Annotated in this window: 11 protein-coding genes; 1 reads left to right on the top strand and 10 read right to left on the bottom strand. The window is 33.3% G+C overall.

The features are described 5' to 3' along the window. The coding region (locus AB8S09_RS15305; protein ID WP_369869490.1) for an NAD(P)-binding domain-containing protein at window positions 1-193 on the bottom strand (193 nt) is incomplete at its 3' end. A gap of 135 nt (window positions 194-328) precedes the next feature. Beyond that, the gene (gene garD / locus AB8S09_RS15300) at window positions 329-1,852 is read right to left on the bottom strand and encodes a galactarate dehydratase (protein WP_369869489.1); all 1,524 of its coding nucleotides are present in this window, start codon (window positions 1,850-1,852) and stop codon (window positions 329-331) included. A 163-nt stretch (window positions 1,853-2,015) separates the two neighbouring features. Here garD and AB8S09_RS15295 point away from each other — a divergent pair, with 163 nt between their 5' ends. Then, window positions 2,016-2,666: a transposase gene (locus AB8S09_RS15295; protein ID WP_369869488.1), complete on the top strand. Its 651-nt coding sequence runs from the start codon at window positions 2,016-2,018 to the stop codon at window positions 2,664-2,666. 505 nt (window positions 2,667-3,171) lie between these two features. On the opposite strand, the gene AB8S09_RS15290 is transcribed toward AB8S09_RS15295, so the two are convergent. The 8 genes from AB8S09_RS15290 to AB8S09_RS15255 all read right to left on the bottom strand — a co-directional run bounded on the left by AB8S09_RS15290 (window position 3,172) and on the right by AB8S09_RS15255 (window position 13,433). Continuing rightward, window positions 3,172-4,590 (bottom strand): DASS family sodium-coupled anion symporter, encoded by a 1,419-nt coding sequence (locus tag AB8S09_RS15290; protein ID WP_229981431.1) that lies wholly within the window; start codon window positions 4,588-4,590, stop codon window positions 3,172-3,174. Further along, window positions 4,575-5,924, bottom strand: a complete 1,350-nt coding sequence (locus AB8S09_RS15285) for an enolase C-terminal domain-like protein (RefSeq protein ID WP_369869486.1) — start codon at window positions 5,922-5,924, stop codon at window positions 4,575-4,577. Before AB8S09_RS15285 ends, AB8S09_RS15290 begins: the two co-directional genes overlap by 16 nt. Window positions 5,925-6,107: 183 nt before the next feature. After that, window positions 6,108-7,397 carry a nickel pincer cofactor-dependent isomerase, group 22 gene (locus tag AB8S09_RS15280; RefSeq protein WP_502064945.1) on the bottom strand — a complete coding sequence of 430 codons (1,290 nt, stop codon included), beginning with the start codon at window positions 7,395-7,397 and terminating at the stop codon, window positions 6,108-6,110. A gap of 1 nt (window position 7,398) precedes the next feature. Next, window positions 7,399-7,764 (bottom strand): DUF1667 domain-containing protein, encoded by a 366-nt coding sequence (locus AB8S09_RS15275; RefSeq protein WP_229981428.1) that lies wholly within the window; start codon window positions 7,762-7,764, stop codon window positions 7,399-7,401. Beyond that, complete coding sequence (locus tag AB8S09_RS15270; RefSeq protein WP_268253823.1) at window positions 7,761-8,999, bottom strand: NAD(P)/FAD-dependent oxidoreductase; 1,239 nt, start codon at window positions 8,997-8,999, stop codon at window positions 7,761-7,763. Before AB8S09_RS15270 ends, AB8S09_RS15275 begins: the two co-directional genes overlap by 4 nt. Continuing rightward, window positions 8,999-10,453, bottom strand: a complete 1,455-nt coding sequence (locus tag AB8S09_RS15265) for an NAD(P)/FAD-dependent oxidoreductase (protein WP_229981427.1) — start codon at window positions 10,451-10,453, stop codon at window positions 8,999-9,001. Before AB8S09_RS15265 ends, AB8S09_RS15270 begins: the two co-directional genes overlap by 1 nt. A gap of 163 nt (window positions 10,454-10,616) precedes the next feature. Beyond that, window positions 10,617-11,765 carry a glycerate kinase family protein gene (locus tag AB8S09_RS15260; protein WP_229981426.1) on the bottom strand — a complete coding sequence of 383 codons (1,149 nt, stop codon included), beginning with the start codon at window positions 11,763-11,765 and terminating at the stop codon, window positions 10,617-10,619. Window positions 11,766-12,107: 342 nt separating this feature from the next. After that, a complete protein-coding gene (locus tag AB8S09_RS15255; protein ID WP_369869484.1) occupies window positions 12,108-13,433 on the bottom strand; it encodes a gluconate:H+ symporter in 1,326 nt (441 codons plus the stop codon). Window positions 13,434-13,779: the final 346 nt, after the last annotated feature.

Here is a 13,779-nt window from a genome sequence, read left to right as displayed (position 1 = left end):
GAAGCATTGTTATAATAACATCGGTTTTTGATGCAACATCCTTTGCAGAAGTTCCTTCTTCAGCTCCTGCTTTTACAACTTCGTCAACAGCTGATTTATTGATATCAAATACTACAAGGTTATAACCTGCCTTTATCAAATTCTTCGACATCGGTTTTCCCATGATTCCAAGTCCTATAAATCCTATTTTCATACGTTAATCCTCCTGTACTTTAATTTATATTATTATTATCATATTTTCCGCTATTACAATCAATGTTCATTTGCACAAATATAAGTAACTATCCATAATTTGTTTCATATATATGCATAAACAAAATTTGAAACATTATGTAATTGGAGCTGGATTGAATATTCCAAGTGCATTATAGAGTCCATGAATATCCCCATAAGTTTTCTTTCTTCCACTTGCTACATCTATTATTAATTTAAACAATTCCCATCCGACTTCTTCTATACTTTTTTTACCAGTTGCTATTCTACCTGCATCAAGATCTATAAGATCAAACCATTTTTCCTTCAAAGTTGAATTACTGGATACCTTGATCACAGGACTTATCTTCAAATTATAGGTTGTACCTCTCCCCGTAGTAAATACTTGAAGTGTCATTCCCGATGCCAGCTGCATTGTTCCGCAGAAAAAATCACTAGCCGGAGTTGCCGCATAAGTCATTCCTCTCTTTTTAATTCTCTCACCTGGAGAGAGTACATCTACTATACTCGTGGTTCCCGACTTTGCAACAGAACCCAAGGCTTTATCTACTACATTTGAAAGTCCACCTTTTTTATTTCCAGGAGATGGATTCGCATCTCTGTCAACGTGTGATTTTTCAAGGTATTTATCATACCATTTCATTTCCCTGACAAGTTTTTTCAGAACTTTGTCATCTTTTGTTCTAGGTGCAAGAAGGTGTACTGCATCTCTTATTTCCGTAACTTCAGAAAACATAACTTTCGCACCGGCTCTTACAAGAAGATCTGCTGCAAATCCAACAGCAGGATTTGAAGTTATTCCGGAAAAGGCATCACTTCCACCACATTGAAGTCCAACTACAAGATCTGATACAGGACATTCCACTCTTGTACGGGAATTTAGCTTTTCAAGTTTTTTTTCTGCTTTTCTCATTATTTCATCAATCATTTCTTTAAAACCATGACATTCCTGTAAAACTACAAGATCATCGTTTTCTATTTTGGGAAATAATATTGTCGGTACAAGTTTCTCACAGCCAAGACATATAGTGAGAAGCTGTCCCCCAAAATTGGGATTCTTAGATAAATTTCTTATTGCCCTTATCGGTATTTCGGCATTATCACCGTATATAGCTACACCACAACCATATAGGTGATTAAGTGCAACAACATCATCTACATTTTTATATTTTGGAAGAAGTTCACTTCTTATTCTATCTACAGCTACATTTACCACTCCTTCCGAACATTGAACCGTAGTTGTAATTCCAAGAATATTTTTTGTGCCGACACTTCCGTCATCATTTCTGTATCCTAAAAAAGTATAACCTTCAAGGGGATTATAATGATCCACCATATACCCACTTTTCAAATTATCCAGAGGACATGCCCTGGGAAGTCTTACTTTATCTTCATGAAGCCAGCTTCCTTTTTTAAGATCAGATTTTGCATATCCAATTATTTCACCATATCTTATGATAGGTTCATCTTTTGATACGTCCTCAAGCATTACTTTATTAGCTTCTGGAATATCTGAAAGAAGTTTAAAACCACCATCTAATAATGTATCTTTTTTTAATCCACCCTTATTTACTATAACTGCCACATTGTCTTTAGGATTAATTTTGATATATAGAGGTTCCATATTTCTGACATCCATTATATTTCACTCCTAATATAATAAGTTTATATAGTCGGTTGCAGAATACTGCAGCCATTGATTTTACTAACTTTTTTAACTCTTTAATTATATATTTCACTCCAATGTGGTATCCTGTTAAGGGGATCAATCCACAACAAAAACCACAAAGGAGGAAATTGCAATGTTTTGTTTATCTGAATTTAAACAATTAAATTTTAGCGACCAGCTATCTGAACTTAACACTTTGTCTTACCAGCATCCAGTTAAACTTTTAAAGCTTCTTGAAGAAAATTTTGATATTAATGCCTTTATTCCCAAGTCATTTACCGATAGGTATTACTCAGAATTAGGACGCGATAGAAACTTCAGTTTAGCATCAGTGCTTTCATCGCTAATTGTAATGCATATATTTAAGATCCCTACAACCAGTCTTCTTTGTATATTTTTAGCTTTATCCTCAGACATCAGGAAGTTCTGTGAACTTGATAGCCAAATCCCTGATGAAACTTTCATCAGCAGATTTAAAACTACCTTTGAAAAACAGATTGAGGAGTTATTCAGCTCAATGACTCTTAAGATTATTGAAATATGTGACGATATTGATGAAAATCTACCTAAGAATTCACCCGATATAGGTCTCAATTCCATGCTTATCTACGATACTTCAGGCTTAAAGCCAAAAGTTAAAGAGAATAACCCTAAGACACTGGTTTCAGAAATAAATAAGCAAAAAGCTTTCGCTAAAGTTATTAATAATAAAGATTTTAACCCCTATGCTGCCGCATATAAGAATATGCCAAAGTTTGCACATAGAAGCTTTAGACTAAAGTAAGAAATTTAAATAAACTTATCAAATATGCTGCTTAATACACATATCCACAGTTAAGTATCATCCTACATGCTTCGCATACCCTTTTTCAAAAGGCTTATTTAGCATTTTCTTTTTTTGCTCAAATTTAAGGAATTTTTTAAAAGTTATCCACACTTTTAAAATTTAAATTCTGCAATCATCTATAATAAGTTTATAGTCAGTTAAATAACTGACATACGCTTATTTATTATTTAGTATAGATTAGAAAGTATCTATGTTTTTCTGTAGGAATTCTCCCAATTCCATAATTGCTGTCCATCTTGTTTTCAAATCTATTTAGATTTTATTTTTCTATTTATAATAGTAATTTTTTATATTCAAAGGGACTTTTTACCTTTGCATAATTCAACTGCTCCTTTAATGTCCACACTCCATCTAAATCTATATTGAATAAATATCCGGAAAAAAATTTTCTCAACATTTTCACGGTTTCTATTTCTTTTCTTCCTTCAAAAACTCTTCTTTATTAAATCCCTATAAATTTCCACCATATTGCTGCAAATGGAAGAAGTATCGCAAGATGAACTATTGATACTACAAAACCTGCAAACCACCATTCTTTCTGCTTTATATATCCTTCTGAAAAATATACTCCTCCCTGTGCTATACCATAATGCGTAAGTCCAGAACTAAGTGCCGATATATCTACTAAAATAAATACCGAAAGCACTGGAGGTACTCCAATACCAAGTAATATTGTAAAGAATGCTGAAAACAATGCAGTAAAATGAACCATATTACTTGCAAAAAGGTAATGTAGATAATACATAGAAACACATACTATCGCAAGAGCAGGGAACTGCGGTATACCACGTATATATTGAGTTATTATACTGCTCATCCACTTTATTATCCCAAGCTTGTTAAGTTGACCTGCCATCATCATAAATGCACCAAGCCATATCACAAGATTCCAAATTTCTTTTTTCCCAGTAAATTCTTCCCAAGATACAATTCCAGATCCAATAAGTATTACAAGTCCTAAAACACTTACAGTAGTAGCATCAATATTAAATATATTCCCAAATATCCATAATGTAACAACAATAATAAAAACTATTATCATAAATTTTTCAGATTTTTTCATGGGTCCTAATTGTTTAAGTTTGCCATCCATTAATTCTTTAACATTATCAAGTTTTTTTATTTCCGGTGGACATAAAAAATAAATAACAACCGGAACAATCATAAAATTCGACAATACAGAAACTATGCTTACCATAAACCATAATCCAAAAGTTATATGTGTCTTTACACCAAGATTTCCGGCCATACTAATAGCAAGCAAATTTACGGCAGAAGATGTAATAAAAAGTGATGAAGAAATAAGATTGCTGTGTATTGATGTAAGCATAAGAAATGCTCCCACTTTCTTTTCTGTACCATCTCCAACTTTTGAACCATAAGCTTCTGAAAGAGCTTTTGTAATAGGAAGTACAATCCCAGTAGATCTTGAAGTAGCACTTGGAATAAGCATACTCAATATTCCTTCGCAAAGTACTAGTGAATATCCAACTCCTATAGTTCTTTTGCCAATTTTCTTTATAATATTATATGCAAGTCTTTTACCAAGTCCTGTTTTAGTTATTCCTATAGAAAGACAATCAGCACATACTATAAGCCATATAAGGCTTTCACTATATGAAGAAAATGCATCTTTTATCGTAATTATATGTGTAAAAGTCAAAATAAATATTCCGACAAAAGAAGCTAAACCAAGTGACATGGCTCCAAGGGCACATGCCACTATAATAAATATAAAAACTGCAAGTAAATGCCATCCATTTATAGGTACCAAATTTGGTTTTGGTATAAAGCAAATTACTAATCCAACTAGGATTGAAATCAATAAAGGTTTGACTTTAAAATTTATCTTACTAAACATGGTTTTTTATTATCAAACTTCCATCCTGGTACCAAATATTGCATAGCAGCTGAATCATCACGGGCACCCAATGACATTTTATTGTACAATTCATTTGCTTTTTTAACATTTCCCATATCTATGTCTACTCCAAGACCTGGTTTGTCAGGAATGTTTATCATCCCTCCAACAATGTGGAATGGGTTTTTTGTAAGATATTGTCCATCCTGCCATATCCAATGTGTATCTATGGCTGTTACTTTTCCAGGTGCTGCTGCTGCAGTTTGTGCATACATAGCAAGTGAAATATCAAAATGGTTGTTTGAATGTGAACCCCAGGTGAGCCCCCAATCTCTACACGTCTGGGCAACACGCACCGAACCTTCCATAGTCCAGAAATGAGGATCTGCAAGTGGTATATCCACAGAATGCATCTGAAGTGAATGAACCATCTGGCGCCAATCAGTCGCTATCATATTTGTAGCTGTAGGCAGTCCAACTTCATTTCTGAACTCTGACATTACCTCACGCCCTGAGAATCCACCTTCAGCTCCACAAGGATCTTCTGCATATGCCAGCACTCCAACTAAATTTTTACAAATATCAATAGCTTCACATAATGGCCAAGCTCCATTAGGATCTAGAGTTATACGTGCATCAGAGAACCTTTCATGAAGTACAGTAACAACTTCTGCTTCTTTTTCTCCTTTTAAAACTCCACCTTTTAGTTTGAAGTCTTTGAAGCCATATTTTTCCTTGGCCGCTTCTCCGAGCCTTACTACTGCTTCCGAAGTCAATGCTTTTTCTCTTCTGAGGCGAACCCACTCATCCTTTGAATCTGATTCATCCAAATATGGTAGGTTCGTTTTTTTTCTGTCACCAACAAAAAAGAGATAACCTAAAACCTTTACTGATTTTCTCTGCTGTCCTTCTCCCAAGAGCTCACATACTGGTACTCCAAGATATTTTCCCACAAGGTCGAGAAGTGCAGCTTCTATTGCAGTCATAGCATGAATTGCAATTCTCAGATCAAAAGTCTGAAGTCCTCTCCCAAGACAATCTCTGCATGCAAAAGTATCCTTTATCGCCTTTATTATTGATTTGTACTTTCCTATACTTTGTCCAACAACAAGTGAAGTTGAATCTTCTATCGTCTTTCTTATTTTTTCTCCTCCTGGCACTTCTCCAATTCCCATATTTCCACTATTGTCTTTCAAAATCACGACATTACGTGTAAAAAATGGGCCGTGTGCTCCACTTAGATTAAGAAGCATACTGTCATACCCCGCTACAGGTATAACTTTCAAATCTGTAACAACTGGTGTATTTTTTATTAAATTTTTTTCATTATTCATCTTTTCCCCCCCCAATAACATTAACTGCAGTGATTTTTTTGAAATATGCTTGAATAAAAATTTCACATTGTCTATGATTCAATTATCATCTTTTTAACTGCTTCAATCAATATTCAATTGCACAAATATTAATCCTTTACATTGATCTATTTTTATATATATGAACTAAATAATATTCAACAGCTATATTAAATTACCGTATTCATTAAATTTCATATACTCCGGTTTGCTTTCTATTTCAAGATCAGGATAATTTTTAATTTCATCATAATAAACTTCTGAAAGCATTATGTGTTCAATATGCAAACTGTTTGGTATCCTAACTATTCTTACATTTTCTTTATCAATATTTACACATGTCCTTATACAAAATTGTACAGCTTCCTTATCATCAGCTGCAACGCAAGGTATCCTTGCCGATTCAAGAACAGTACTCGTAATACAATTAGGATACATTTTCTCAACATCCAATTTGTCGAACAGCCTTTTTGTTATAACACTAGAAAGGCCAACTCCAAGACCGTTTCCATGGGATTCTTTACTTAAGTCAAGCATTGCAGTTCTTTGAACCTCTATTCCACCGCTCACATATTTAGTAGAAAATGTACCTGTTATATTGGGATCTACACCTGTACCACTATAATTTTTCCCTATTTCATCAACAACAAGTACATCACATTTTCCTACTATTATTCTTGGCATATTGGAAAATGCCTCTTTTAAAAGTTCAGGCTCTCTATCTGGAATTTCACTGGAATCAACGCCAACTATTTTACATGTCTCATCAAATGAATTTTCTATGCACGGAATTGCAAAAAGAATTGGTGCATTCTTTAAAATAGTTTTTCCAATGAGTTCAATATTGTTGCCAATTTTACCCATTCCCTGTGAATGTACACATTCAGCCCCAACCTGTTTACCAAGTCCAACTGCCATCATTTTCATAATCCCACTTTCATATTTCCCTCTAAAGGCATTATGAGGCTTTATACGACAGGATATTATTATTCCATCAGATTGTGCGGCATTTTTATCTATAACTACTTTTCTTCCATCTTTCAAAGTCCCAATTACTGAAACCTCCATTGAAGATTTTATGGGACATTTTAAAAAATTCTCCATAATACCATAACTTTCAAGTAATTCAAGCTGACCTTCAGCAGTTGCTCCCCCATGACTTCCCATTGCAGGTACAACAAAAGGATGTGCCCCTCTGGATGAAACAAAATCAACTATAGCTTTTGTTATGATTGCAACATTTGCAATTCCCCTACTTCCAGCCGTAATAGCTATATTCATTCCAGGTTTGATTTTTCGTGAAAATTTTTTTTGAGAAAGTTCTCTTCTTATTACATTTGGTATATCCTCTGACTTAATTACAGGCCTCGGAAAAATTTGTTTCACCTTAAACATCCTTGGTATATAAACATCAGCTAATAACTTAGATACTGATCCTCCTTTTTTTATCTCCATATCACTCACTTACTTTCACATTTTTTGTGGCAATAAGATCACTGCCAAGTCCAAATATATTATTCACTATAACTTGACCTATTTTAATCGGTGCTTTTACTTTTATACTTTTAATCTTATCCATTACTTTAAATATATAAGCCTTAGGTATTGGATTTGTAAGTCTTATGCTCACAAGTGGCACAACTCCATTTTCTACAAGGACCGACGTTGTAATTGTTCTTCTAGGATCTACAATTTCCATTTTTACGTATTTTTCTCCTTTTTTACAAGACGCACCTTTAATTGAAATCGGTTTTTCTTTTTCAATATCAACCTCTATCTCACATCCATTAGGACATATTATACAGGTGTACTCTTTTATCATTTTGCGATCACCTCTATATTGCTCATAGATTTTATATCTTCTTTCTTCAATCCAATTTGAATCATTTTTGCAGGTATCACCTTTTTCAATTTCACAGCCTTAATAACTTGTCCGGATTGTATAATATCAATTTCACAGTTTTTCATCGGTTTTTTTACCCTCATGGAAATGCTGAAATCTTTTTTACCACTTATTTTCTGTGGCACTGCACTCCCTACATTATCACCTGCATTTATATTTATACAAGGTTTATAAAATACTTTTCCATTTACATATTCTGCTATTGAATCAGCAAGCTTCTCTGCTTCAAGGGACACAAAATCAACAACATCATGTACATGAAGTACATTTCCTGCTGCAAATATTCCACCAACATCTGTTTGATAATTTTCATCAACAACAGCACCTTTTGTTCTATTATCAAGGCTAACATTTGCAGACAATGAAATTTCATTTTCAGGTATAAGACCAACTGAAAGTATAAGTGTATCACACTTATAATACTTTTCTGTTCCAAGTATAGGCTTCATATTCTTATCCACTTTACACACAGTGACCCCTTCAAGCCTAGAATTCCCTTTAATTTTAGTAATAGTATGACTCAAATACAACGGAATATTATAATCATTGAGACACTGCTCAATGTTTCTCGGCAATCCACTTGGGTATGATTGTATTTCAAAAACAGCTTTTACATTTGCTCCTTCAAGTTTCATTCTTCTGGCCATTATCATGCCAATATCACCTGAGCCAAGTATCACAATTTCTTTTCCTATCATCTTGTTGTATAGATTAACATAAGCCTGAGCAACTCCTGCACTATATACTCCTGCAGGTCTCGTACCCGGAATGCCAATTGCACCTCTTGTCCTTTCCCTGCATCCCATGGCAAGTGCAACTGCTTTAGCTTTATATTTTAAAAGACCTTTCTTAGATACAACAGTAACAATTTTTTCAGGAGTAATATCAATCACTGTAGCATCCGTAATATATTCAATATTAAGCTCGTCAACCCTATCTATAAATAACTGAGCATATTCAGGTCCTGATAGAGTTTTTTTAAATCTAGTGAGTCCAAAACCATCATGGATACACTGTTTTAAAATACCTCCAAGTTGTTTTTCTCTTTCAACGATTACAATATTCTTGATACCTTTGTTCCTAAGCTCTACAGCTGTTGCAAGTCCCGCAGGACCTCCACCTACAATTACAACATCTTTTTTTATGAAAGCCATTATTTTCTCACCTTTCCCACAAACATATAAGATCCACTTCGTGAATATAATATCTTTTTCTCTGATTTATGTTTTTCCTTCCCAATTATTTCAGCTATTCTGGTCTGACAATATCCACCCTGACATCTTCCCATCATAGCACGTGTTCTATTTTTTATCCCAGTAATTGAATCCACTCCAAGACAGTTATGAACAGCTTGTATTATTTCTGCTTTTGTAACATTTTCACATCTGCATATGATCTTCCCATAGTCACTGTCACTCTTTATAAGTTTCTCTTTTACACTATCATCCTGTTCCGAAAATTTAAGAATTCCCTTTCTTTTCGGATTAAAAGTTTTATTTGGAATTAATTTTTCTTTTTTATTAAATAACGCTACCGCCCTTCGTGCAAGTGGAAGTGCACTTGTAAGTCCAGGAGACTCTATACCAACAAGATTTATAACATTAGGTACATCTTCTCTCATCTCAAGGACAAAATCCTGTACTTCTCCAGTTTTTTTATCCACAAGTTTAGGTCTTATTCCCGAAAAGTTCCTAATAAAATATTCTCTTTTAAGATTTTTGAATATCTTTTTTCCTTCAGCAATTAATTTATTCATTATAGGAGCTGTTACACCATAATCTTCAAAATCATAAACTATTTCAGAACTAGGTCCTATTAATATATTTCCATCTACAGTCGGCGTAGCATGTACACCAAATCCTCCTTTTTCATTAGGAGCTGGATAAATAGGCATATTCATAAATTTTCCAGCTTTTTTATCAAGTACATAGTATTCGCCCTTAAATCCTTTTAACTTATAACCTGGTATCCCAAGCATTTCTGATATAACATCTGAATTCAATCCCGCAGAATTTATTACCCACTTTGTATAAAAAGTTTTTGAAATGGTTTTTATTTTAAATATATCATTTTTTTTCGCTATATCTATAACTCTACTATCAAAATAGTACTCAACTCCATTTTGATGTGCATTTTCTGCAAGAGCTATGGTATATTCAAATGGGTTCAATATCCCACTTGCAGGCGAATACATTGCGAACTCACCTCCTGCACTAGGATCAAGTTTATTTATTGTACTCTTATCAATTATTTTAAGACCTTCAACTCCATTCAATTCTCCAAGTTTTTTATATTTAAGGAGGCTCTGCATATCTCTATCTGTAAATCCTATAACAAGTTTTCCAGTCCTTTTAAATGGTACGTCAAGTTCCTTTGCTACAGAATCAAACTCCTTATTCCCCTCAATGGCACATTGTGCTTTTAACGAACCATGTCTATAAGTAAAACCTGCATGAAGCATTCCCGTATTTCTTCCACTAGTTCCACAACAAACATCAGGTTCCTTTTCCAAAACACCTATTTTTAATTCATATCTTGAAAATTCTCTTGCAATGGCACTCCCAACTACTCCTCCACCAATAATTAAAATATCATATATATCCTTCAACTTTAAAATCGCCACCTAATTAGTTTTTATAAAATATTTCAATAACCTTTATTTCTATTTATGACACTTGTCAATTTTTCTCTATTGCCAAATGAATTAAATTTGATTCTTTATTTATTAAAAGAAATAAGTACAATGACATTTTTTCCGTAACACATACACTTTATATAATTCTTAATTTTATAAGCCGTATTACATTATTAACTGTTTTTTCCATATTTATCTTACCGTCTTTTATTGCATCGTTCAAATTAGATGCCCTATGGACAATACTAAAAATTGCATCTATGCCAAGATCATAAAGGACATCTATATTGTCTCCAATATTTCCTGCAAAAGCAATTACAGGTTTATTATATTTTTTTGCTATTGCTGCAACCCCCATTGGTGTTTTCCCATATTGTGTCTGAAAATCTATACTTCCTTCGCCCGTAAAAACCAAATCTGCTTTTTTTACTTTTTCTTCACATCCTGAATACTTGATAACTATATCGATTCCTTTTTCAAGTTTCCCTCCCATAAAAACCATAAGCCCTGCACCAAGCCCACCAGCTGCCCCGGCTCCTGGAATCTCCGCTACATCTATATTAAGCTGTTTATTAATTATATCTGCATAATGTCTTAAATTGTCATCGAGTATTTTTATCATTTCTTTCGTCGCACCTTTTTGAGGTCCAAATATATTTGATGCTCCATTATCACCACATAGTGGATTTGCAACATCACAGGCAACTTCAACTTTCATATTATTAAGTCTCGGATCAAGTTCACTTAAATCTATATTATCAATTTTGCCAAGTTCTCCACCGCCAAATCCAATTTCTTTTCCGAATCTATCCTTGAACTTACCACCCAGTGCTTGAATTGCACCGACTCCACCATCATTTGTGGAACTTCCACCTATTCCTACAAGAAGTTTTTTTGCCCCCTTATCAAGGCAATCTTTTATAAGCTGGCCCGTACCGTAAGTTGTCGTTATAAGAGGATTCCTTCTATTTTCAGGCACCAGAGTTATACCACTTGCACTTGCCATCTCTATTATTCCAGTTTCCCCATCTCCTAGAATTCCATATTCTGCTTCTATTGCATTACCAAGCGGTCCCATTACTTTTATTTTATATATTTTGCCACAAGTAGCATCCACAAGTGACTGCATCGTACCTTCTCCACCATCTGCCATGGGAACTTTTATACAATTAATATTTTCATCGGCTCTCTTAATTCCTAGTTCCATCGCATCACATACTTCTTTTGCGGTCATACTTTCTTTAAATGAATCTGGTGCTAATAAAATGTTTAAATGTTTCTTCATATTTGAACCCTCCAATGTCGCTCTATTAAATTAACGCTTACTTTTACAACTTTTTATATTATGATATTTTTAAATATTTCAAGCAATATTCAGTTGCACAAACTTACTTATAAATAAAAAATTATTTTTTATTTATTTGCATAACTTATATATTATGAAATTAATAGATTATATATATTTTCAACTACTTAAAAATATTTTGGAGTGTTTCTATTTATTCAATTGTATGTAGTTGTCCGCAAAAGTCAAAGAACTTCTTGATCCAATCCTAACTTTAGTATAGAAGAATTGGATCCTTATATTTAAATTACAAATTGAAGATAAATAATCAATCTAATGTATCTAATGGACAAATATATTTAAAAGCAACACTCCAATTAAACCTATTACAGAAAGTATACATGTATAACTTGTTCTAGTTTTTATTGCATCACTTACTGACAGTCCAAAATATTCCTTATACATCCAAAATCCAGGATCATTTACATGAGATGCAAATATACTTCCTGTAGTAGTTGCCAATACCATAAGACAAGGATTTAAACCAGAAGCAACTACAAGAGGTCCAGCCAATCCAGCAGCAGCAGTTACAGCCACAGTAGCTGAACCGAGTGCAGTCCTGAGTAACGCTGCAATAAGCCATGTAAGTACTATAGGAGATACATTTAGATTTTTTGTAATGGCTACTATTGTATTACCTACTCCTGAATCTACAAGCACCTGTTTAAATGCCCCTCCTGCTCCTATAATCAAAATTATCATTGCTATAGCTTTTACTGACTCACTCATACTTTTTGCTATTTCATCCATTTTTCTATTACAACCAAAACCAAAAGTAAATATAGCAATAATTACAGATATCATCAAAGCTATAGGTGCATCTCCAAAGAACTTAATATATTTTAGTGCTACAGAATCCTTAGGAAGAAATACTCCACAAAATTCAGCAATAGCTATTAAAATTACAGGAATAAGTGCAGTAAATACACTCTTACCGAAACTTGGCATTTCCTCATCCTTAAACAATTTACTTGTAGTAAGCCCTTCAGGTATCTTTGTTTTCGCATTTTTTATAATCGAAGTCTTAGAAAAGAAAATTCCAACAATTATAGCACCAGGTATCGCAATAAGAAGCCCAAATAACAAAGTTTTGCCTATACTTGCATTAAAAGAATTTGCTACAAGTGTTGGACCTGGGTGAGGCGGAAGGAAACTATGACACACAGATAATGCAACGGATGCAGGAAAACCTATGTACATCAATGGAAATTTAGTTTCTTTAACTACACTGTATATTATAGGTATTAAAAGTATAAAACCTGCCTCATAAAACATCGAAATTCCAACTATAATTGATGTAATAAGCATAGCCCATTGAACTCTTTTTATTCCAAATTTATTTATCAATGTTTTTGCTATCCTTTGTCCAGCCCCACAATCTGACATAAGTCTTCCAAGCATAGCACCAAATCCAAGTATTAAGATAAGATCGTTCAACTGACCACCTATACCTTTATACATAGAATCAGTTACACTAGTAAGTGGCATACCTTCCATAACACCAACAAATAAAGAAACCAGTATTAAAGACATAAATCCATTTAGTTTACATGGTATCATTAATATTAAAAGCAAAGCTACTCCCATGCCAACTATAACTAAAGCCATTAAAATTCCCCCCAACTATTAAAATAGTAAAAATATTAGTAAAATTTTTTATATTATTATAGATAGCATATATTTTAATAACGTTTACTACATTTTGTACCTACTGTAAACACAATATGACCTCTATAATTTTTGAATTACTTTGTATTTTTATTATCATATTTTTCGACAACCGTTACAATATTCACCTGCACAAATTTTAATCGTTATCAAGAGTTTTTTTCATGTATATGCATAAATATTTTTTAACAAAAAAATAGACAACAGGTTATCAAACCCATGTCTACTTTTATATTATAATTTATTTTGTTACTTCAACCTTTGCCAGCTTCTCATAGAACTTTAT

It is taken from the genome of Clostridium lapidicellarium, assembly GCF_041224415.1.
GTDB classification, from domain to species: Bacteria; Bacillota; Clostridia; order Clostridiales; family Clostridiaceae; genus Clostridium_B; species Clostridium_B lapidicellarium.
This window is presented reverse-complemented; position numbering and strand designations above follow the sequence as displayed.

What these genes read in the sequence shown, in the direction of transcription:
- AB8S09_RS15290 (WP_229981431.1), bottom strand. Translation starts at nt 4,590, where the DNA reads ATGTTTAGTAAGATAAATTTTAAAGTCAAACCTTTATTGATTTCAATC.
- AB8S09_RS15255 (WP_369869484.1), bottom strand. Translation starts at nt 13,433, where the DNA reads ATGGCTTTAGTTATAGTTGGCATGGGAGTAGCTTTGCTTTTAATATTA.
- AB8S09_RS15275 (WP_229981428.1), bottom strand. Translation starts at nt 7,764, where the DNA reads ATGATAAAAGAGTACACCTGTATAATATGTCCTAATGGATGTGAGATA.
- AB8S09_RS15260 (WP_229981426.1), bottom strand. Translation starts at nt 11,765, where the DNA reads ATGAAGAAACATTTAAACATTTTATTAGCACCAGATTCATTTAAAGAA.
- AB8S09_RS15280 (WP_502064945.1), bottom strand. Translation starts at nt 7,397, where the DNA reads ATGGAGATAAAAAAAGGAGGATCAGTATCTAAGTTATTAGCTGATGTT.
- garD (WP_369869489.1), bottom strand. Translation starts at nt 1,852, where the DNA reads ATGGATGTCAGAAATATGGAACCTCTATATATCAAAATTAATCCTAAA.
- AB8S09_RS15270 (WP_268253823.1), bottom strand. Translation starts at nt 8,999, where the DNA reads ATGGCTTTCATAAAAAAAGATGTTGTAATTGTAGGTGGAGGTCCTGCG.
- AB8S09_RS15285 (WP_369869486.1), bottom strand. Translation starts at nt 5,924, where the DNA reads ATGAATAATGAAAAAAATTTAATAAAAAATACACCAGTTGTTACAGAT.
- AB8S09_RS15295 (WP_369869488.1), top strand. Translation starts at nt 2,016, where the DNA reads ATGTTTTGTTTATCTGAATTTAAACAATTAAATTTTAGCGACCAGCTA.